Below are 22,202 nucleotides of genomic sequence, written 5' to 3'. Positions count from 1 at the left end.
ACATACGACCGTGCTCGCGATTGTCGGGAAGTGCATTCCCGGACAGGTGCCAGGCAGTCCTGCCGCGGCCGGGATCATGTTCCGTTACCTTTTCAGCTATAAAAACCAGATAAAAAACGCACCAGGCTGGTGCGTTCCTGCACTCACTTGGTGAAAAGTAAGCAGTTTGTAGTCCGACTACACCCGTGCATACGGTGTTCTGTAGCCCGAATACAACGTTCTTCGTTTTTCATTCTATACAATAGGAAGAAAGGCTGCGATTCGCCGTAGTGTCAAGCAACTCCCGTTGACAGTGCATCTAGTTTTAGTACAGAATCGTTGACAGAACGTCTAAAAAAGACGTTGGTTTGGATCCCGTGCCGTGGCTCTGAAGCTGTTTCCGGGAAATTATGTAGTTCTGACTGAGGGGACAAATGAAAATTTTCGCAAACAAGCGCGCTGCGAACACGGCAGGCCTTGTATTCCAGCTGAGCCCGGTTGCAACCGGCTGCGCCATCTTCGTGACCGCCATGGCAGGTAACGCCTACGCGCAAACCGCCGTCACCGAGCCGGCTGCCGAAGCGCCGATCCAGACCGTGCAGGTCACCGGTATCCGCCGCGCCATCGAGGACGCCATCACCGTCAAGCGCGATGCCACCGGCATCGTCGAAGCCATTTCCGCCGAAGACATCGGCAAACTGCCGGACATCTCGATCGCCGAGTCGCTGGCCCGCCTGCCGGGCCTGTCGTCGCAGCGCGTGAATGGCCAGGCACAGCAGATCAGCATCCGCGGCACCTCGGGCGACCTGTCGACCGCGCTGCTGAACGGCCGCGAGCAGGTCAGCACCAGCGCCAACCGTACCGTCGAATACGACCAGTACCCGTCGGAGCTGATCAACGGCGTCACCGTGTACAAGACCTCGGACGCCGGCGTCGTCGGCCAGGGCCTGTCGGGCACGGTCGACATGCAGACCATCAAGCCGCTGTCGCTGCGTGAGCGCGCCATCAGCATCAACGTGCGCGGCGAAAAGAATTCCAAGGGTTCGGTCAGCGCCGGTTCGCCGGACACCGGCAGCCGCATCAGCGCTTCCTACGTCGACCAGTTCGCCAACCGCACCATCGGCGTGGCGATCGGCTACGCGCGCCAGGACAAGCCGAACGTCTCCGAGACCTTCGAGACCTGGGACTGGGTCGACGCCACCGTCAACGGCCAGACCGTCAAGGTACCGAAAGGCATCAAGGCCCTGGCCGTCACCGGCGACCAGGTGCGCGACGGCCTGATGGGCGTGCTCGAATACCGCCCGAACCGCAACTTCACCTCGACCATCGACGCCTACCACTCGCGCTTCGACCAGGAAGAGATCCGTCGCGGCATGGAAATCCCGATGAAGGACGACGGCACCGTCAGCTTCGCCAACCCGACCATCGTCAACGGCGTGATGCGCGCCGGTCTCGCCAACGACGTCAACCCGGTGGTGCGCAACAACCGCATGATCCGCGAAGACAAGCTGACCGCGATCGGCTGGAACAACCGCTTCACCTCGGGCGACTGGGTCGGCATCATCGACCTGAGCCACTCGAAGGCCGACCACAAGGAAGAGCTGGTCGAGATCAACGCCGGCCGCCAGGCGCGCCAGACCCTGGGCTTCGACTACATGGGCGGCAGCGCCATTCCCGCGCTGAACCTGTCGGGTTCCTACGATAACCCGAACGACATCCGCATCGGCGGCCAGTTCGGCGAAGGCTATGTCAACGCCCCGAACCTGACCGACAAGCTGAACTCGGCCCGCGCCAGCGTCGAATACAAGTTCGCCGACGGTCCGTTCAGCAGCGTCGAAGTCGGCTTCAACGTCTCCAAGCGCTCGAAGGAAAAAGAGCACCTGGAAACCGGCTTCAACAAGATTGGCGACGGCAGCTTCGCGGCCAACGTGATCAACGGCTCGCAAAACCTGTACGCGCTGCCGAACACCCTGAGCTGGGACATCAACGGCGTGCTGGCCCAGAACTTCGGCCCGTACACCCCGTCGATCCTGGTGCCATGGGGCGCGACCAAGAACTGGAGCATCGACGAGAAGGTCAAGACCGGCTACGTCAAGCTGAACATCGACACCGAACTGATGTCGATGCCGCTGCGCGGTAACGTCGGCGTCCAGGTCGTCAAGACCGACCAGAGCTCGACCGCGAACACGCTGCGCGCCTGGCCGTTCGCCGACCTGGTCCCGCTGACCGACGGCAAGTCCTACACCGACTACCTGCCGAGCCTGAACCTGGCCTGGACCCTGCCGAACGAGCAGGTCGTGCGCCTGGGCCTGGGCAAGACCCTGGCTCGCGCCAAGCTCAACGAGCTGAACGCCGCGCTGGAAGTCGGCCTGACCCAGCAAAGCACCGGCACCCCATGGGGCAACGGCGGCAACGCCCAGCTCGATCCGTGGCGCGCATCGCAGATCGACCTGTCGTACGAGAAGTACTTCGGCAACAAGGGTTATGTGTCGGCCGCAGGTTTCTACAAGGACCTGAAGTCGTACATCTACAACATCACCATGCCGCGTGACTTCTCCGAGTACCGCCTGGAAGGTGCGACCAGCGACATCGGTACCATGAGCCAGCCGCGCAACGGCGAAGGCGGCCGCCTGTCGGGCCTGGAGTTCGCGGTGTCGACCCCGCTGGACATGATCCACCCGATGCTCGACGGCTTCGGCATCACCGCCAACGCCTCGTTCACCAGCAGCCAGATCACCATCGAAGACCAGCGCTTCGGCGGCATGGACATCCCGCTGCCGGGCCTGTCCAAGCGTGTCTTCAACGTGACCGGCTACTACGAGAAGGACGGTTTCTCGGCCCGCGTCAGCCAGCGTTATCGCAGCGACTTCGTCGGCGAGATCGGCGGCATCGGCGGCGCCAACGAACTGACCTTCGTGAAGGCGGACAAGGTCGTCGACCTGCAGCTGGGCTACGACTTCCCGCAAGTCAAGGGTCTGTCGGTGCTGTTCCAGGTCAACAACCTGACCGACACCAACTTCGAGACCTATGCCGGCACCAAGGACCGTCCGCGTGGCTACACGAAATACGGCCGCCAGATGCTGCTGGGCCTGAACTACAAACTGTAAGTCTGATACGCCGCTTCCGGGCGGCGACATCGGTAGCAGCCCTTGCAGGCAACCATGCCTGCAAGGGTTTTTTTCTATTGCAATTTCGGCGACGCAAGCCAATCGGCCCACGTCTGCCTGGGCGACGGTGTAAACTATCGCTTTCGCATTAATTTAAGAGCAACTCATCCATGTCTGACACCCCCATCCCATCGTTTTCCGACCTGAACATCCCGGCGCCCATCCTCAAGGCGCTGAAGGACGTCGGCTACGAAACGCCGTCGCCGATCCAGGCCGCCACCATTCCCCTGCTGATGGAAGGCCGCGACGTGCTGGGACAGGCGCAGACCGGTACCGGCAAGACCGCCGCCTTCGCGCTGCCGGTGCTGTCGCGCATCGATACCAAGCAGAGCGCGCCGCAGGCGCTGGTGCTGGCGCCCACGCGTGAACTGGCGATCCAGGTCGCCGAAGCCTTCCAGAGCTATGCCGCGCACATGAAGAACTTCCATGTGCTGCCGATCTACGGCGGCCAGAGCTACGGTCCGCAGTTGTCGGCCCTGCGCCGCGGCGTGCAGGTCATTGTCGGCACGCCGGGTCGCGTGATCGACCACATCGAAAAGGGCTCGCTCGACCTGTCGCAGCTGAGAACCCTGGTGCTGGACGAGGCCGACGAAATGCTGCGCATGGGCTTCATCGACGACGTCGAACAGATCCTGCAGCAGATTCCGGACGAACGCCAGATCGCGCTGTTCTCCGCCACCATGCCGCCGGCGATCAAGCGCATCGCCAAGACCTACCTGCGCGACCCGTCGGAAGTGACGGTCGCCGCGAAAACCGGCACCGCCGAGAACATCACCCAGCGCTACTGGCTGGTGGCGGGCATGCAGAAGCTCGACGCGCTGACCCGCATCCTCGAGGCCGAGCCGTTCGACGGCATGATCATCTTCGCCCGCACCAAGCTGGGCACCGAGGAACTGGCGACCAAGCTGCAGGCGCGCGGCTTCGCGGCCACGGCGATCAACGGCGACATGGCCCAGCAGCAGCGCGAGCGCACCATCGAGCAGCTCAAGAACGGCAAGATCGACATCCTGGTCGCCACCGACGTCGCCGCGCGCGGCCTGGACGTGGACCGCATCAGCCACGTCATCAACTACGACGTGCCGTCCGACCCGGAAAGCTACACCCACCGCATCGGCCGCACCGGCCGGGCAGGGCGCAGCGGCGAGGCGATCCTGTTCATCACCCCGCGCGAGCGCGGCCTCTTGAAAGCCATCGAGCGCGCCACGCGCCAGCCGGTGTCGCCGCTGACGCTGCCGACCGTGAAGGCGGTGAACGACGTGCGCATCGCCAAGTTCAAGGACCAGATCACCGAGACCCTGGCCGCGGGCGGCCTGGAGCAGTTCCGCTCCCTGATCGAGGAATACGAGCGCGAGCAGAACGTGCCGGCGGTCGACATCGCCGCCGCGCTGGCGAAACTCGGCCGCGGCGACGTGCCGCTGCTGCTGGAAAAGCCGGACCGCGAAGCCCGCCCGGCCCCGGCCTGGGAAGACCGTCCGGCGCGCGCCCCGCGCGAAGGCGGCTGGGAAGAGCGTCCTGCACGCGCACCGCGCGGCGATACCTGGGAAGAGCGTCCGGCACGCGGCCAGCGTGAGTTCGGCATGAAGAAGGAACGCGTGATGCGCGATCCGGAGCCGGGCATGGCGACCTACCGCATCGAAGTCGGCCACGCGAACGGCGTCAAGCCGGGCAACATCGTCGGCGCGATTGCCAACGAAGGCGGCATCGAGTCGAAGTACATCGGCCGCATCGAGATCTACGACGACTTCACCACGCTCGACCTGCCGGACGATCTGCCGAAGGACCTGGTCGACCACCTGAAGACCGTGTGGGTCGCCGGCCAGCAGCTCAACATCACGCGCGACGGCGAGGAAGCACCGCCGCCGAAGAAGGCCGCCGGACCGAAGAAATCCTTCGGCGCCGAACGCCGCATGGCCGAGAAGCCGGGCTTCAAGAAGCCGCGCAAATCGTAATCGTCGCGGCATCGTAGGGTGGGCACGCCGTGCCCACGCGCTACGTGTTCGTCCGGCAGTTCGCTGCGGGGACGATTCGCTCCGGGACGGTAGCGATCATCGTTTGGCTAACGATACGCATTTGGACATGGCATCACATATCCGTGTCTCGTATTGATGCCAAGCCGCATTCAGGCAGCGTTCCGCGTGGGCACAGCGTGCCCACCCTACGTTAATCCGCAAACATCCACAACAGCGCCTCGCGCAGCTCCCCGCTCCAGAACGCCTCGTTGTGCTCCGCCCCCGGCACGATCTTCAGTACCGTATTCGCCGCCGGATGCCCGCTTTGCTTCACCACGGCCGCCATGCGCTCGACGTCCGGCACCATCGCCCCGCCTTCCTTTTCTCCCATCAGCATGAACAGCCGCGCATCCTTCGGCACCGGGTGCCGCGCCATGAAGTCGAACGCGGGCTGCGCCGTCCAGTAGGCCGGCGAGAACACGCCGGCCTTGCTGAACACCTGCGGATACTGGGCGATCGCATAGTGCGAGGCCAGGCCGCCCATCGAGCTGCCCATGATGGCCGTGTGCGCGCGGCCGGGCAGGGTGCGGTACTTGCCGTCGATGAGGGGCTTGAGCACCTTGACGATGAAGTCGGTGTATTCCCGTCCCTCGGGCGCGCCGAATTCCGTGTGCGGCCAGGCGTTCAGCTCCGTCATGCGCTTTTCCAGGCCGTTGTCGATGCCGACCACGATCAGTTCCAGCTTGCCTTCCCTGGCGAGCGCGTCCAGCGTTTCGTCGACCCTCCACTCGCCGGCATAGGCGGTCGCTTCGTCGAACAGGTTCTGGCCGTCGTGCATGTAGAGCACGGGATAGCGCTTGCTTGACGTGGCATAGCCCGGCGGCAGATACAGGCGCACTTGGCGCTTGCGGTCCAGGCCCGGCATGTCCAGCAGTTCGGGCAGGACGTGCACGCCGGGCAGGGCGGTCGAGGCCTTGGGCGGCGCCGTGTCGGCGGCCGTGGCGAAGACCGGGGCGGCCAGCAGCATGGCCAGGCACAGCGGCGAGAAGAAGCGGCGGAACGGGTGCATGGGCGATGTCCTTCTATTAGTGCGAGTTGGCGAGCGCCGGCTCGAGCGCCTGCGTGGCGCGGGCGTCGCTGACGAAGGTCCACAGCACGGCCGACACCGCGAGGCAGCCGCCGCAGATCAGGAACAGCAGGCTCTTGTCGGCCGCATCCCGCAGCACGTAGCCGACGCCCGTCGTCGCCAGCTGCGGCAGCACCACCGACAGGTTGAACAGGCCCATGAAAAAGCCCATGCGGCGCTTGTCGACCTTTTCGCTCATGATCGCGAAGGGCAGGCTGACCACGGCCGCCCAGCCGATGCCGACCACCGCCATCAGTACATACAGGCTGGCGGGCGAGCGCGCGAGCAGGGCGATCGCGAAGTAGGCGAGGGCCATGATGCCGATGCAGATCGCCTGGGTGCGCACCCGTCCGATGCGCGCGCCCAGGGGCGCCAGCACCAGCGCCGGCAGCAGGAAGCCGACCACGTTCATCACCGCGAACGAGATCGCGATCACGTGGCCCGACTGCGCCGCCGCCTGTTCCGCCGTGGCGCCGGCGGCGACCACGTGCTGCTGGATGAAGGCGATGATATAGACGAACATGGCCTGCACGCCGAACCAGCTGAAGGCGTGCGCCGTCCACAGGCGCCACAACTGGCCCCAGTCGGTGCCGGTGGCGGCGGCCGGCGCCACGGACGCTGCGGACGCTGCCGCCTCGGGCGCCAGTTCGCGCGGCTCCTCGATCAGGAACACCGGCAGCACCGAGAAGGCCAGTACGACGATCACGCCGATCGCAATGAGCGCATAGTTGTCGATGAAGGCGCCGATCAGGTAGGCCATCACGCCCCAGAAGCCGGAAATCGTCTGCATCCAGGTATACCCGCGCGTGCGCGCCTGGCCCTCGGGCGTGACGTCGGCGATCAGCGAGCGGGTCGGGTTGAAGCTGATGTTGATCGACAAATCGAGCGTCAGGGCGATGATGACGGCCACCGCCAGCAGGTTGGTCACGCCGAGCAGGTCGGCCACCACCTCGATGCGCGGCAGCAGGAACACCGACAGGGCGGCCAGGGTGCCGCCGATCAGGATGAAGGGCCGGCGCCGCCCACCCCAGAACCAGGTCTTGTCGCTGATGAAGCCGATGATCACCTGGCCCAGGATGCCGGCCAGCGGCCCGGCGGCCCAGACGATGCCGATCTCGTGGATGTCGAGGTGGTATTTGGTACTCAGCAGCCAGCTCAGGGCGGAAATCTGGATACACAGCGCAAAGCCCATCGCCGTCGCCGGCAAGCTGGTCAATGCGTAGAAGGAAGGGCTCAGCCGACGCTGCATGTCGAGCATGGTGTCTCCGTGTTGTTATGTTATTTGACTACAAAACTCACTGTCGAGCCCGTAGACATGGCGATTTTACTATGCAAATGCCGGATTGACACTCGGAAAACGCCATGTTATTTTGCTACAAATTACCCTGCAACCAGCCCGTCCTCCTGGCCTTCCGGACGGGAACGCCTCCCATCGACCTCCGCCGACCCTGCCCAACAGCCGGCCGATGCGCGCATGTGGGGCGTTCGCCACATACAGAGAGTCCGGCTCGTGCCGGGCCGCTTGGGGACACAGATGGAAATGCATACCAACGCGCTCAAGCCACGCCTGTCGTTCTGGCAGCTGTGGAACATGAGCTTCGGCTTCTTCGGCATCCAGTTCGGCTTCGCGCTGCAGAACGCCAACACCAGCCGCATCTTCTCCACCCTGGGCGCCAATCCGGACGACCTGGCGCTGTTCTGGCTCGCCGCGCCGGTCACGGGCCTGCTGGTGCAGCCGGTGATCGGCTACATGAGCGACAACACCTGGCACCCGAAGTGGGGCCGGCGCCGCCCGTTCTTCTTCATCGGCGCGCTGCTGGCCGCGATCGCGCTGTTCCTGATGCCGAATTCCTCTGCGCTGTGGATGGCGGTGGCCGTGCTGTGGATGATGGACGCCGCGATCAACGTCTCGATGGAGCCCTTCCGCGCCTTCGTCGGCGACAAGCTCGACCCCTCGCAGCAGACCGCCGGCTACGCGATGCAGACCTTCTTCATCGGCTGCGGCGCGGTCATCGCCTCGCTGCTGCCGACCATCTTCACCCATCTCGGCGTGTCGAACGTGCCGGTCGACGGCACGATCCCCGACAGCGTGCGCTACTCCTTCTATGCCGGCGCGCTGGTGTTCATGGTCGCCGTCAGCTGGACCGTGTTCACCGCCGACGAGCTGCCGCCGCCCGACCTCGACAGCTTCCAGCACGAGCGCAAGCACGCGCGCAACATCGGCGTGGCGCTGGCCGAGATCGTCGGCGGTTTCGGCAAGATGCCGAAGACCATGGTGCAGCTGGCCTTCGTGCAGTTCTTCACCTGGATCGCGCTGTTCGCGATGTGGATCTACACCGGCAGCGCGATCGCCGACGTGGTCTGGGGCACGCGCGACGCCCAGTCGGCGGCCTTCCAGGAAGCCGGCAACCAGGTCGGCATCATGTTCGCGGTGTACAGCGGCGTGTCGGCGCTGGCCGCCTTCATCCTGCCCGTGTTCGCCCGCGCCACCAGCCGCAAGACCGTGCACTTCACCTGCCTGGCCATCGGCGGCCTGAGCCTGGCGAGCATCGCCCTGATCGATTCCAGGGACATGCTGATGCTGCCGATGATCGGCGTCGGCGTCGCCTGGGCCAGTATCCTCACCATGCCGTACGCGATCCTGGCAGGTTCGCTGCCGGCCAGGCGCATGGGCTACTTCATGGGCCTGTTCAACTTCTTCGTCGTGATCCCGCAGATCGTCAGCGGCCTGCTGCTCGGTTTCGTGACCCGCGAATTCTTCGACGGCCACACCGTGCAGACCCTGGTGCTGGGCGGCGCCAGCATGCTGCTGGCCGCACTGCTGACGCTGGCGGTGACGGACAAGGCGCCGAACCAGGCTTGAGGCGCCCAGGAGCCGCGATGTCTCCCGTAGGGTGGGCACCCCGTGCCCACGCGTTACGAACGTATCCTTCCACCTGCGGCGGCGAAGCATCGCTCGAAACATATTCGAAGCGCGTGGCCGCAGCATGCCGCGCGAGCGAACATTCGAGGGCACGTATGCCAGCGACGCCCGTACCTCGTGGGCACGAGTGCCCACCCTACGAGATATAGCTGCACGCGAGCCTATGCATCCGAATACCCTGCGCCACGATTTCAGCCCCTGTCGTATCGTAATGTTTTGCTAACAAACGAATGCATACACAGGAGCGGAGCATGACGATCAACACCGTGGCGACCACGCCGTTCGCCGGGCAGCGTCCCGGCACCTCGGGCCTGCGCAAGAAGGTGACCGAATTCCAGCAGCCGGGCTACCTCGAGAACTTCGTCGAAGCCATCTTCCTGACCCTGGGCGACTTGTCCGGCCAGACCCTTGTGCTGGGCGGCGACGGGCGCTACTTCAACCGCAGCGCGATCCAGACCATCCTGCACATGGCCGCCGCCCATGGCGTGGCGCGCATCCTGGTCGGGCGCGGCGGCATCCTGTCGACGCCGGCCGTGAGCTGCGTGATCCGCAAGCATGCCGCCTTTGGCGGCATCGTGCTGTCGGCCAGCCACAACCCGGGCGGTCCGGACGGCGACTTCGGCATCAAGTACAACATCGCCAACGGCGGCCCGGCGCCGGAGAAGATCACCGAGGCGATCTTCGCGCAAACGCAAGCCTTGCGCTCTTACCGCATCAGCGATGCGCCGCCCGTGAACCTCGACCAGATCGGCACGGTCCAGCTGGAAGGCATGCAGGTCGAGGTCATCGACCCGGTGGCCGACTACGCCGAACTGATGGGGCGCCTGTTCGACTTCGACGCCATCCGCGCCCTGTTCGCACGCGGCTTCACGATGCGCTTCGACGGCATGAGCGCCGTCTCCGGTCCCTACGCCAAGGCCATCATCGAGGGCATCCTCGGCGCGCCCGCCGGCACCGTGATCAACGCCGAACCGCTGGAAGACTTCGGCGGCCACCATCCCGACCCGAACCCGGTCAACGCGGCCGAGCTGATCGCCCTGATGAACGGTCCCGACGCGCCCGAGTTCGGCGCGGCCTCGGACGGCGACGGCGACCGCAACATGATCGTCGGGCGCGGCATCGCGGTCACGCCCTCGGACAGCCTGGCCATCATCGCCGCGAATGCGAAGCTGGCGCCGGGCTATGCCGCCGGCATCAAGGGCATCGCGCGCTCGATGCCGACGTCGACCGCGGCCGACCGCGTGGCCGAGGCGCTGGGCGTGTCCTGCTTCGAGACCCCGACCGGCTGGAAGTACTTCGGCAACCTGATGGACGCCGGCATGGCGACCCTGTGCGGCGAGGAGAGCTACGGCACCGGCTCCGATCACGTGCGCGAAAAGGACGGCCTGTGGGCCGTGCTGTTCTGGCTGAACATCATCGCCGCCACCGGCAAGTCGGTCGGCGAACTGGTGACCGAGCACTGGGCCCGCTTCGGGCGCAACTATTATTCGCGCCACGATTACGAAGCCGTCGATGCCACTGCCGCCGACGGCATGATGGCCGCGCTGCGCGAGAAGCTGCCGACGCTCGCCGGTCAGGCGCTGGGCGACTACCGCGTCTCGCTGGCCGACGACTTCGTCTACACCGACCCGGTGGACAATTCCATCGCCTCGCGCCAGGGCGTGCGCATCGTCATGACCGACGGTTCGCGCATCGTGTTCCGCCTGTCAGGCACCGGCACCGAAGGCGCCACCATCCGCGTCTACCTTGAACGCTACGAGGCCGACCCGGTCCGCCACGACCTGGAAACGCAGCAGGCCTTATCGAGCCTGATCGCGATCGCCGACAAGGTCTCGGAACTGCGCGCCCGTACCGGCCGCGCGCAACCGAGCGTGATTACCTGATTTCGACCCACCACCACAGGAACCCTGCATGAAACTACCCGCACTTGCCGCTTCCCTGATGTTCGCGTTTGCCGCGCAGGCACAAGCCCAGATCGCTGCGCCCTGGGCGGCGCCGAGCAAGCCCTTCGTCTGGGAGAACGCGACCGTCTACTTCCTGCTGACGGACCGCTTCAACAACGGCGACCCGAGCAACGACCTGGCCTACGGCCGGAAGGCGGACGCGGCCAAGCTGCGCGGTTACATGGGCGGGGATCTGGCGGGCATCACGGCCAAGATCAAGGAGGGCTACTTCAACGAACTGGGCGTGAGCGCGATCTGGATCACGCCCCCGGTCGAGCAGATCCACGGCAGCACCGACGAGGGTACCGGCAGGAGCTACGGCTTCCACGGCTACTGGGCGCGCGACTTCACGGCGGTCGACGCCAACCTCGGCACCGAGGAAGACGTGCGCACCCTGGTCGACACCGCCCACGCCCACGGCATCCGCGTGCTGCTCGACGTGGTCATGAACCACACCGGTCCGGTGACGGACAAGGACCCGGTCTGGCCATCGGACTGGGTGCGGACCGGCCCGACCTGCAACTTCAAGGACGCGCGCGGCACCATCGACTGCACGCTGGTGAAGAACCTGCCGGACATCCGCACCGACAGCAACAAGGCCGTCGCGCTGCCGCCGATGCTGGTCGAGAAGTGGAAGAAGGAAGGGCGCTACGAGCGCGAGGTGAAGGAACTGGACGACTTCTTCAAGCGCACCGGCTACCCGCGCGCGCCGCGCTACTACCTGATGAAATGGCACGCCGACTGGGTGCGCAAGTACGGCTTCGACGGCTTCCGCGCCGACACCGTCAAGCACACCGAGCCGGGCGTGTGGAAGGACCTGAAAAAGGTCGCGAGCGCAGCCTACGAGGACTGGAAGCGCGCCAACCCGTCGAAGAAGCTGGGCGACACGCCGTTCTACATGACGGCCGAGGTCTACGGCTACGCGATCGGGCACGGCCACGCCTACGACCTGGGCGGCATGAAGGTCGACTATCCGAAGCAGGGCTTCGACAGCCTGATCAACTTCGCCATGAAGACCGACGCCGTCAACAGCTACGAGCAGCTGTTCAGCGCGTATTCGAAGGCGCTGCATGGCCCGATGAAGGATTCCTCGGTGCTGAACTACCTCAGCTCGCACGACGACGGCGCGCCCTACGACCCGATGCGCGAGCGTCCCTACGAGACCGCCACCAAGCTGCTGCTGGCGCCGGGCGCCGCCCAGATCTACTACGGAGACGAGACCGCGCGCCTGTTGAAAGTCGAGGGCGCTGAGGGCGACGCCACGCTGCGCTCCTTCATGAACTGGGACGAGCTGGCCTCGAACGCCCAGCGCGGCCTGAACCGCGTGCGCGACGTGCGCGAACACTGGCTGAAACTGGGCCGCTTCCGCCAGGCCCACCCGGCCGTCGGCGCCGGCGTGCACCAGATGATCCAGCACTACCCCTATACCTTCAAGCGCACCTGGGAAACCAAGGATGCGAACGACCGCGTGGTGGTGGCTCTGGACCTGCCGGCGGACAAGCCGACCGCCGTGCCGGTCGCCGGCGTGTTCATGGACGGCCAGACCGTGCGCGACTGGTACACGGGCACCACGGCCGTGGTCAAAGGGGGCAAGGTGCAGTTCCCGGTCACGGCCAAGCTGGCGCTGATCGGCTTGAACTGACCTGGCCCGCTGGCGGACAGTGGCGCTCACCCTACCGCCACAGCCAGGGGTAAAGCATACGGTCCGCGGTGCTTCCTGTAGGGTGGGCACTGGTGCCCACGCGGATTCGACATATCGATAGCGGCGCGCCGACGGGCTCCGCGACCGTGGTACACCACCGGCGCCCGACGGTCCGGAGCATCGCGCCTTTGGCATATCGGCTAGACTTTGTGCTTCCGATAACCCGACCGCCACTGCCATGACGCTCAATCGCACCTCCCGCATCGCCTCGGCCATCGCCTTTTCCCTGGCCTCGCTGACCGCCGCCCACGCCGCCGACACGTCTACCAACGAGCCGGCCTACGGCCCCGAACTCGAAGGCTTCGACTACCCGGCGCCGGTCAAGCAATTCAACTTCACCTCCCAGGGCGTGAAGCTGCACATGGCCTACATGGACATCGCGCCGCAGGGCAAGGCGAACGGCCGCACCATCGTTCTCATGCACGGCAAGAACTTCTGCGGCGCGACCTGGGAAGGCAGCATGAAGGCGCTGGCAGGCGCCGGCTACCGCGTGGTGGTGCCTGACCAGGTCGGCTTCTGCAAGTCCAGCAAACCCCAGCACTACCAGTACACCTTCCAGCAGCTGGCCGAGAACACGCGCGCGCTGCTCGAATCGGTCGGCGTCAAGAGCGCGACCATCATGGGCCACTCGACCGGCGGCATGCTGGCGGTGCGCTACGGCCTGATGTTCCCGCAGCAGACCGAGCAGCTGGTGCTGGTCAATCCGATCGGCCTGGAAGACTGGAAAGCGCTGGGCGTGCCGTCGCTGGGCGTCGACAAGTGGTACCAGCGCGAGCTGCAGACCACGGCCGACCGGATCCGCAACTACGAGAAGGCGACCTATTACGTCAACCAGTGGAAGCCGGAATACGAGCCCTGGGTGCAGATGCTGGCCGGGATGTACCGCGGTCCGGGCAAGGAGATCGTCGCCTGGAACTCGGCCCTGCTGTACGACATGATCTACACCCAGCCGGTGGTCTACGAGTTCCCGCTGTTGACGATGCCGACCCTGCTCCTGATCGGCCTGAAGGACACGACCGCGATCGGCAAGGATGCCGCGCCGGAAGCCTTGCGCCCCAAGCTGGGCAATTATCCGGAACTGGCGCAGAAGACGGCCAAGGCGATTCCGAAGGCGACCCTGGTCACCTTCCCGGAGATGGGCCACGCGCCGCAGATGCAGGATCCGAAGGCTTTCCACGAGGCGCTGCTGAAGGGCCTGGCCGCGAAGAAGTAAGCGCGCGCTCCCGGGCAAACGCAGGAGCAGGACAGGGGCGGCTTGCTGTATCATCCCGCCCCTGGAAACGAAAGCCCCACATGCTCATCATCACCATCAAACAGGGCAAGGAGAAAAGCATCCTTGCCGGCGATCCCTGGATCTACCTGTCCGCCATCGAGAAGGTCGACGGCAAGCAGCAGGAACGCAACAAGCCGGGCGCCACCGCCATCGTGCAGTCCTCGTCGCGCCGCTTCCTGGCGCGCGCCGCCTACAACGCCAAATCGCAGATCGCCGCCCGCGTCTGGACCCTGCGCGAGGACGAACCGGTCGACCACGCGCTGGTCAAGCGGCGCGTGCAGGCCGCCGTCGAGCGCCGCGCCGATGCGCTGGACGACGCCGACCCGCAGGCGCTGGTGCAGCTGGTCGATGGCGAAAAGGATGGCCTACCGGGCCTGGTGGTGCACAGCTACGGCGGCGCCGCGGGCTACCTGGTCTGCCAGTTCAATTCCGCCGGCGTCGACCTGTGGAAGGTCGCCGTCGTTCAGGCGCTGATCAAGGCCACCGGCTGCAACAACGTGTTCGAACGCACCGACGAGTTGCTGCGCAAGGGCGAAGGCCTGCCCGTCATCTGGCGCGCGCTGGCCGGCGAGGAGCCGCCGCAGCGGCTGATGGTGCGCGAGGGCGGCAAGCTGCTGCCGATGGATATCCGGACCGGATTCGTGTATCCGCGTTGAAGATCCTGCCGCCGGCAGGACGATTATTCGCGTCGCATTGAAAAAAAGATAACTATTGTGCTAGCGTGAGGGCTCTCATCCATTGGAGCCACTCATGATCCGCCGCACCGCACTGCTGTCCGCCCTCACGCTTTCCCTCCTGCTGGCTGCCTGCAGCAAGGACAAGGACGAATCCGCTGACGCTGACGAAACCCAGGCGCAGGCGCAGGCAGAGGGCGACGAACAGGTCGAGACCGACATCCAGCCCGAGGAGACGCCGCCGCCGAACGTGGATTACTGGAAGGTGGTCGGTCCCCTCGTGGCCGGCGATTACAGCGGCGCCTGCCTGCGCAAGCCCGACCTGCACAAGATGGATGCGACCGTGAAGGTCGGCGCCGACGGCAAGGCCTCCTCCAACGGCCTGGACCTGGATTTTCGCGATGCCAGGAAGGTCATGCTGACGCGCCAGCGCGAGAAGGACGGCGGCTACGGCGCGATGTTCATGTTTTCGGTCGACGAAGGCAAGGGCGGCGACCTGTTGCTGCAGTCCGCCGAAGGCGGCAAGGGCAGTGTCGTCATCAATCGCGACGACATCGGCCTCATGTGCAGCGAGGTCGGCGGCATCGACAAGCTGAGCGCCAGGCCGCTGCGCGCCGTGTTCTCGGGCCTCCTCGGCGCGAAGACGCAGACGGTCAGCTGCCTCGACAACACGAACCTGCTGGTGCGCCGCGACACCGATGTCGAGATCGACGGCGACGTGCTGAAGATCGGCGGCACGAAGTTCGACATCACGGCCGCGCAGACCGAGATGTTCACCTTCGACGATGCCGGCCGTACGATGTCGCTGAGCCTGCTCATGCCGGACAAGCAGACGATCGGGCTCGGATATGACGGCGCCGGTACGCTGACCAGCGTGACCGTGTTCAAGGAAGCGGAACGTTCCTACTCCTGCGAGCCGAAGAGGGAAGGCTAGCACGATAGCGCGCCGCCGGGCAGCGATGCGGGGCCCGGCCGCAGATACCCATCTGGTAGCAATCAAACAATGCTATCCTGTATGGCTCCAGAGGTATCCCAGCAGTCATGAAATGAGCACCGTACCAGACAACGAACACAAGAACAGCCGTGCTTCCTACGCCGACGGCCCGCGCCTGCTGGCCGACATCGGCGCCACCCATGCCCGCTTTGCGCTCGAGACGGCGCCCGGCGTGCTGCGCCAGACCGCGGTCCTGCGCTGCGACGACTACGGCGGCATCGTCCCGCTGCTGAACGCCTATCTCGACGAGCACGGCGGCGAGCGCATCGCGCACGCGGCCTTTGCGATGGCCAACCCGATCAGCGGCGACCTGGTGCGCATGACCAACCGCGACTGGCAATTCTCCACCGACGAGGTGCGCAGGACCATGGGCTGGTCGACCCTCCTGATCGTCAACGATTTCACCGCGCTGGCGATGGCGCTGCCCGGATTGCAGGCCAGCGACGTGCTGCAGGTCGGCGGCGGCAAGCCGGCGCCGCATGCGGTGGCGGGCGTGCTCGGCGCCGGCACCGGTCTCGGCGTATCGGGCGTGATCCCGACCGCGGACGGCTTCATCACCTTAGGTAGCGAAGGCGGCCACGTGAACTTCGCCCCGGCCGACGAGCGCGAGTTCGCGATCCTGCAGTACGCCTGGCGCGAGTGGCCGCACGTCTCGAACGAGCGCATCCTGTCCGGCCCCGGCATGGAGCTGGTCTACCGCGCGCTGGCCGAGCGCAACGGCGTGGATGCGCCGGCCCGTACTGCGGCCGAGATCGTCGCCTGCGCGCTCGACGACCAGGACGCGCTGTGCCTGGAAGTGCTCGAATGCTTCGCCGGCATGCTCGGCGGCGCGGCGGCCAACCTGGCGGTGACGCTGGGCGCCTTCGGCGGCATCTTCATCGGCGGCGGCATCGTGCCGCGCATCGCGCAGTGGTTCGCGACGTCGCCGTTCCGCGCGCGCTTCGAGGCGAAAGGGCGCTTCAGCGATTACCTGGCCGCGATCCCGACCTACGTCATCATGACGCCGAACCCGGCGCTGCGCGGCGTGTCGACGATCCTGTCCGAACACCTGCGCGGGCGCAGCGGCGCGAACACTTTGATGGAGCGCGTCCAGCACCTGCAGCACGAACTGTCGCCGGCCGAGCAGCGCGTGGCCGCCCTGGTGCTGGAGCATCCGAGGAAGGTCCTGTCCGAGCCGATCGCCGAGATCGCGCGCCTGGCGGACGTGAGCCAGCCGACCGTGATCCGCTTCTGCCGCTCGCTCGGCTTCCAGGGCCTGGCCGAATTCAAGCTGAAGTTCGCCGGCAGCCTGACCGGCTCGATCCCGGTGCGCCACAGCCAGGTGCGCATGAGCGACAGCACCCACGATCTGTCGGCCAAGGTGATCGACAACACGGTCTCGGCCATCCTGAAATTCCGCGACGGGCTCGACGTGCACGCGATCGACCGCGCCATCGAGATGCTGCGCCGCGCGAACAAGGTCGAGTTCTACGCGATGGGCAATGCGCGCGTGGTGGCGCTGGACGGCCAACATAAATTCTTCCGCTTTCGCATCCCGACCACGGCCCACGGCGACGCCCACCTGTTCCAGCTGGCGGCCGAACTGCTCAAACCGAACGACGTCGTGGTCGCGATCTCGACGGCGGGCCAGGCGCCCGAGCTGCTGGCAGCGGTGGACGCCGCGCGCCAGGCCGGCGCCAGCGTGATCGCCATCACCAGCAGCAAGTCGGCGCTGGCGAAGAAGGCCAATGTCTGCCTCGCGGTCGATCATACGGAGGACAGCACCACCTTCCTGTCGATGATCTCGCGCATCCTCCAGCTGCTGCTGATCGACATCATGGCGGTCGGGATCTCGCTCGGTGCCCAGGCCGAGCAGGATGGGGATATCGAGAAGCGCAAGCTGCTTATTTCGCACCTGGATGTGTGACGCCGTGACGATCACCCTGCGCGACGTCACCGAAGAGAACTTCGAGTCGCTGATGGACATGGAGCTGCCCGCGCACCAGCGCGATCTGCTGCACACCAACGCGTATTCGATCGCGCAGGCGAAGTTCTATGCCTGCCTGGTGCCGCGCGCGATCTACCAGGACGAGCGTCCGGTCGGCTTCGCGATGTACAACCGCGAGGACGATGGCCGGCCCGGCTACTACGGCATCTACCGCTTCATGGTCGACTTCCCGCTGCAGTCGCAGGGCATCGGGCGGCGCGCGATGGCACTCCTGCTCGAAGAGATCAAGGCCGCGCCGGACGTCGAGGTCATCAACATCTGCTACCACCCGCACAACGCGCGCGCCAGCGCCTTCTACAAGAGCTTCGGCTTCGTCGAGATCGGCATCGACTGCAACCAGGAGATGGTGGCGGAGATCCGGCTGCGTTAGCCGCAGTTCATATTCACGGCGCCAGCAGCACCTTCAGCATGCGCTGCGGGTTGGCGATGAAGTCGTGCATCACGCGGTAGTGCTCGGTGTCCTCGTACCCCACCTTGCGGATGCCCTGCGCGCCGCATTCGTAGATCGTCGCGTTCGGGTAGGCCATCAGGATCGGCGAATGGGTCGCGATCAGGAACTGGCTGCCGTCCTGCACCAGGTCGTGCAGGCGGCTGAGCATGGCCAGCTGGCGCTGCGGGGAGAGGGCGGCTTCCGGTTCGTCGAGCACGTAGAAGCTGTTACCTCTGAATCGCTCCATGAACAGGGTCAGGAAGGCTTCGCCGTGCGATTGCTCGTGCAGGGGCCTGCCGCCGTACGCACCGGCCACGCCGAGCCGCTCGATCTCCGTGCTGACGTTGAAAAAGCTCTCGGCGCGCAGGAAGTAGCCGTCGCGCGGCAGCGCGATGCCGCGCGCCAGGCGCAGGTGTTCGTGCAGGCCCGAATGCGATGCGCGCGTGGCGAAGCGGAAGTTGCGGCTGCCGCCTTCGGCATTGAAGCCCATCGCCACTGCGATCGCTTCGAGCAACGTCGACTTGCCCGAGCCGTTCTCGCCGACAAAGAAGGTCACCTGCGGATGCAGCGTGAGCTGGCCCAGCGAGCGCACCACCGGCAGGGAGAACGGAAACCTGCCGGCATGGGCCTGGGCCGAGGGCTTGAGGCTGATGTCGGAGAGGTAGGGGCGCGTTTTCATCGTGTGTGCCGAAGCCCTGGATGCTGTGCCGGCCGGTGCCGGATGATGTCGTATTGTAATGGCAGTTCATTCCCCGATGTACGGCAGCCGCGTCCGTTTCTTGCCGCGCGGACGCAACGCCAGGCATTTTATTGCTGCACACCATTGTTATTACAAGAATAACAAATGCCGCCTGCATGATCTAAAATGCTCTGACGTCTGCTGATCGTCAGCTGCAGCGATTTCTTATCTAACGCAAAAGGCAGCCATGAATCTCGATATTGAACGTGTTCCCACTGGCATCCCCGAGCTGGACGCCATCCTGCGTGGCGGCCTGATTCGCCAGCGGGTCCACCTGATCGAAGGCCGGCCCGGCACCGGGAAGACCACCCTGGGCCTGCGTTACCTGATCCATGCCGCATCGCTGGGCCAGCGCTGCCTGTATGTCACCCTGTCCGAAAGCCGCGCCGAGCTGCTGGCCACCGCGAACAGCCACGGCTGGTCCCTGGACGGCATCGACATCGAGGAAATCATGCCCTTGCCGCCGGATGCGGGGTCGGCGCAGACGATCCTGCTGCCGACCGATACCGAGCTGTCCGCACTGGTGAGCCGCATCGCCGACACCATCGCCGCCAGCGGCGCCGTGCACGTCGTCATCGATTCGATGGTCGAGGTGCGCCTGCTGGCGCGCGACAGCGCGCATTACCGGCGCCAGATCATCGACCTGCGCCAGCGGCTGTCCGCGCTCGGGGCCACGGTCCTGATGCTTGACGACCTCACGGCCGACGGCCGCGAATACGAATTGCAGAGCGCCGTGCACGGCGTCGTGACGCTCGAGCAGCTCGAGCGCAGCTTCGGGGCGGCGCGCCGGCGCATGCGTGTCGTCAAGCTGCGCGGCGGCGACTTCCAGAGCGGCTGGCACGACTACGCGATCCAGAAGAACGAGATCCTGGTGTTTCCCAGCCTGATCGCGCAGGAGCACCAGCGCGACGACGAGACCCTCGACATCGCCAGCAATGTCGCCAATCTCGACCGCCTGGTCGGCGGTGCGCTCACCGCCGGCAGCTCGACGATGATCGTCGGCCCTTCGGGCGTCGGCAAATCCACGGTGGCCCTGCAATACGCCTTGTCCGCGGTGCAAAGCGGCTGCCACGTCGGTTACTTCAGCTTCGACGAATCCGAGAGCACGCTGCGTTCGCGCATGGTCGCGCACATGCACCAGGACGCCGACTCCGATGAGCGGCGCCGCTTTCACCTGCGCCGCGTCAATCCCTCGCGCATCTCGCCCGGGGAATTCATCTGGAACGTCAGGCGCATTGTCGAGGACCGTAGCGCGCGCCTCATCATCATCGACTGCATCAACTCCTACCTCGACGTGATCCGCGAAGAGAAGTCGCTGCTGCTGCAGATGAACGAGCTGTTCTCGTATCTGAGCAACATGAACGTGACCTCGATCATCATCGGCGCCCATTCGGCCCGCCTCGATACCTCGAAGGAGCCGGATGCGCTGAGCATCATCACCGACAACATCATCTCCTTGCGCTACTACGAGCACGACAACGTGGTCCACAAGGCGATCTGCGTCCTGAAGCGGCGCGATGGCCGGCACGAGCACGACGTGCGCGAACTGCGCCTGACCGATGCCGGCATCGAGATCGGCGCGCGCATCGGCGTGCCGGTGGACGAGGTGGGAGTGGCGAACCTTGAAACCTGAGGCCGGAACGGCCCGCGTCGTCGTCTTCGCGCCGGTCGAAGGCGACGCCGCCGCGCTGGGCCGCATGCTGGAGGACGAGGGCGTCGCGATGCGCGCGTGCGCCGATGCTGCCGCTTTCTACGCCTGCCTGGACGAGCAGGCCTGGTGCGCCATCGTCACCGAGGAAGGGCTGGACCGGTGTTCGCTGGACGGCCTGGACGCCAGCCTGCGGCGCCAGCCGGCATGGTCCGACCTGCCGCTGCTGACGCTGGCGGGCCCGGACCTGGCCAGGGTCGACAGCAACCGTTTCGCGCGCCTGGCGCGGATCGGCAACGTCACGCTGGTCGAACGTCCGACCTCGCGCGAGGTGCTGCTGATGTCGATCCGCTCGGCCCTGCGTGCACGCCGGCTCCAGTTCGCCGTGCGCGACCAGTGGCGGGCCCTGGAACGGCATGCCGGCGCGCTCGAGCTCGCGGTGGCAGAACGCACCGCCTCGCTGGAGCGCGAGATCGGCGAGCGGCGCCGGGTCGAGACGGCACTGGCCGAGGCGCGCCGCCTGGAGTCGCTCGGGCGCCTGACGGGCGGCGTCGCCCATGACTTCAACAATATCCTGCAGGTGATCTCGGGTTCGGAAACGCTGCTGCGCATGCTGCTGGCAAAGGACGCCAACGAGCGCCTGGTGCGCGCGCTGGACAGCATCCGCCGCGCGGCCAGCCACGGCGCATCGCTGACCCAGCAGCTGCTGGCGTATGCGCGGCGCCAGCCCCTGAACAACGTCGTCCTCGACCTGCCCATGTACCTGCATGCGTCCGCCGAGATGCTGACCGGCGCGATCGGTCCAGGGGTGCGCTTCAGCCTGCGCATGGCGCCCGACCTGTGGGCGGTCTCGGTCGACCCGGCGCAGCTCGACGCCGCGCTGCTGAACGTGGCCAGCAACGCGCGCGATGCGATGCCCGATGGCGGCAGCCTGGTGCTGGCCGCCGCCAACACGGTCTTGCCCGACCCCGGCCTGCCGGAAGCGGCGAACCTGGCCGGCGAGTATGTTCTGATCACCCTGACCGACGACGGCGAGGGCATGTCCGAGCAGACCGCGCGCCAGGCATTCGAGCCCTTCTTCACGACCAAGTCGGTCGGCAAGGGCACCGGCCTCGGACTATCGCAGGTTTATGGCTTCGCCAGCCAGAGTCATGGCATCGCGTTCATCCGCCGCGAGCAGGTCGGCACCACGGTCGGCATCCTGCTGCCGCGCAGCGCCGAAGCGGCGGAGGCGCCGCAGGCGGCCGCGCCGGAGGTGCCGGCGCACGCGCTGGCCGGCGCACGCATCCTGTGCGTCGAGGACGACCCGGTAGTGGCCGAGACCATGTCGTCGCTGCTGTCCGTGCTCGACGCCGAGATCACGGTGGTCGACAGCGCCGACGCGGCGCTCGAGGCCGACTACAGCGCGATCGACCTGGTGCTGTCGGATGTGATGATGCCGGGCAGTATGGACGGGATCGGCCTGGTCAACTGGCTCGCCAGCCACCACCCCGGCCTGCCGGTGGTGCTGACCAGCGGCTACCTGGTCGATCCCGGACGGCTGGAAACGCTGCACGTCCAGTTCCTGCGCAAGCCCTACACGCTGCCGGCGCTGGCCCAGGCCATGTCGCTCGCCCTGGAGCAGGGCGGCGGCCAGCACTGAGCGCGGCCGGCCGGCTGGTGCCGCGC

At 66.0% G+C, this 22,202-nt stretch carries 15 protein-coding genes; 12 read left to right on the top strand and 3 right to left on the bottom strand.

Features of this window, described 5'->3' with window-relative positions; all coding sequences use genetic code 11:
• Window positions 1-413 precede the first annotated feature (413 nt).
• The gene (locus ACFOPH_RS14265; protein WP_312549237.1) at window positions 414-3,086 is read left to right on the top strand and encodes a TonB-dependent receptor; all 2,673 of its coding nucleotides are present in this window, start codon (window positions 414-416) and stop codon (window positions 3,084-3,086) included.
• Window positions 3,087-3,256: 170 nt separating this feature from the next.
• Window positions 3,257-5,095, top strand: coding sequence for a DEAD/DEAH box helicase (locus ACFOPH_RS14260; RefSeq protein WP_312549235.1), 1,839 nt, complete (start codon window positions 3,257-3,259; stop codon window positions 5,093-5,095).
• Between the two features lie 211 nt (window positions 5,096-5,306).
• On the opposite strand, the gene ACFOPH_RS14255 is transcribed toward ACFOPH_RS14260, so the two are convergent.
• A complete protein-coding gene (locus ACFOPH_RS14255; RefSeq protein WP_312549233.1) occupies window positions 5,307-6,164 on the bottom strand; it encodes an alpha/beta hydrolase in 858 nt (285 codons plus the stop codon).
• 16 nt (window positions 6,165-6,180) lie between these two features.
• Window positions 6,181-7,479, bottom strand: a complete 1,299-nt coding sequence (locus tag ACFOPH_RS14250; protein ID WP_379735945.1) for an MFS transporter — start codon at window positions 7,477-7,479, stop codon at window positions 6,181-6,183.
• 276 nt (window positions 7,480-7,755) lie between these two features.
• On the opposite strand from ACFOPH_RS14250, the gene ACFOPH_RS14245 reads away from it, so the two are divergent.
• The 8 genes from ACFOPH_RS14245 to ACFOPH_RS14210 all read left to right on the top strand — a co-directional run bounded on the left by ACFOPH_RS14245 (window position 7,756) and on the right by ACFOPH_RS14210 (window position 18,087).
• The gene (locus ACFOPH_RS14245) at window positions 7,756-9,084 is read left to right on the top strand and encodes an MFS transporter (RefSeq protein ID WP_312549231.1); all 1,329 of its coding nucleotides are present in this window, start codon (window positions 7,756-7,758) and stop codon (window positions 9,082-9,084) included.
• Window positions 9,085-9,395: 311 nt separating this feature from the next.
• Complete coding sequence (locus ACFOPH_RS14240) at window positions 9,396-11,027, top strand: alpha-D-glucose phosphate-specific phosphoglucomutase (protein ID WP_379735943.1); 1,632 nt, start codon at window positions 9,396-9,398, stop codon at window positions 11,025-11,027.
• A gap of 28 nt (window positions 11,028-11,055) precedes the next feature.
• Window positions 11,056-12,729 carry an alpha-amylase family glycosyl hydrolase gene (locus ACFOPH_RS14235; protein WP_312549229.1) on the top strand — a complete coding sequence of 558 codons (1,674 nt, stop codon included), beginning with the start codon at window positions 11,056-11,058 and terminating at the stop codon, window positions 12,727-12,729.
• 238 nt (window positions 12,730-12,967) lie between these two features.
• Window positions 12,968-14,002, top strand: a complete 1,035-nt coding sequence (locus ACFOPH_RS14230; RefSeq protein WP_379735940.1) for an alpha/beta fold hydrolase — start codon at window positions 12,968-12,970, stop codon at window positions 14,000-14,002.
• Window positions 14,003-14,082: 80 nt separating this feature from the next.
• Window positions 14,083-14,718 (top strand): SAM-dependent methyltransferase, encoded by a 636-nt coding sequence (locus ACFOPH_RS14225; protein WP_379735938.1) that lies wholly within the window; start codon window positions 14,083-14,085, stop codon window positions 14,716-14,718.
• A gap of 94 nt (window positions 14,719-14,812) precedes the next feature.
• A complete protein-coding gene (locus ACFOPH_RS14220) occupies window positions 14,813-15,670 on the top strand; it encodes a hypothetical protein (RefSeq protein WP_312549225.1) in 858 nt (285 codons plus the stop codon).
• A 112-nt stretch (window positions 15,671-15,782) separates the two neighbouring features.
• Window positions 15,783-17,636 (top strand): glucokinase, encoded by a 1,854-nt coding sequence (locus tag ACFOPH_RS14215; protein ID WP_379735936.1) that lies wholly within the window; start codon window positions 15,783-15,785, stop codon window positions 17,634-17,636.
• Between the two features lie 4 nt (window positions 17,637-17,640).
• Window positions 17,641-18,087: a GNAT family N-acetyltransferase gene (locus ACFOPH_RS14210; protein ID WP_379735934.1), complete on the top strand. Its 447-nt coding sequence runs from the start codon at window positions 17,641-17,643 to the stop codon at window positions 18,085-18,087.
• A gap of 13 nt (window positions 18,088-18,100) precedes the next feature.
• Here the strand turns inward: ACFOPH_RS14210 and ACFOPH_RS14205 are convergent, their stop codons facing one another.
• The gene (locus ACFOPH_RS14205; RefSeq protein ID WP_312549221.1) at window positions 18,101-18,826 is read right to left on the bottom strand and encodes an AAA family ATPase; all 726 of its coding nucleotides are present in this window, start codon (window positions 18,824-18,826) and stop codon (window positions 18,101-18,103) included.
• A 247-nt stretch (window positions 18,827-19,073) separates the two neighbouring features.
• On the opposite strand from ACFOPH_RS14205, the gene ACFOPH_RS14200 reads away from it, so the two are divergent.
• Entirely contained in the window at window positions 19,074-20,519 is a 1,446-nt protein-coding gene (locus ACFOPH_RS14200) for an ATPase domain-containing protein (RefSeq protein WP_312549220.1), read from the top strand.
• Window positions 20,509-22,176, top strand: coding sequence for a response regulator (locus tag ACFOPH_RS14195; protein ID WP_379735931.1), 1,668 nt, complete (start codon window positions 20,509-20,511; stop codon window positions 22,174-22,176). The genes ACFOPH_RS14200 and ACFOPH_RS14195 overlap by 11 nt, the downstream gene beginning before the upstream one ends.
• Window positions 22,177-22,202: the final 26 nt, after the last annotated feature.

The sequence above is a fragment of the Massilia haematophila genome (assembly GCF_042647645.1).
Lineage (GTDB): Bacteria > Pseudomonadota > Gammaproteobacteria > Burkholderiales > Burkholderiaceae_D > Telluria > Telluria haematophila.
Note: the sequence above shows the minus strand (reverse complement) of the source record. Positions and strands in the feature narration are given on the sequence as shown.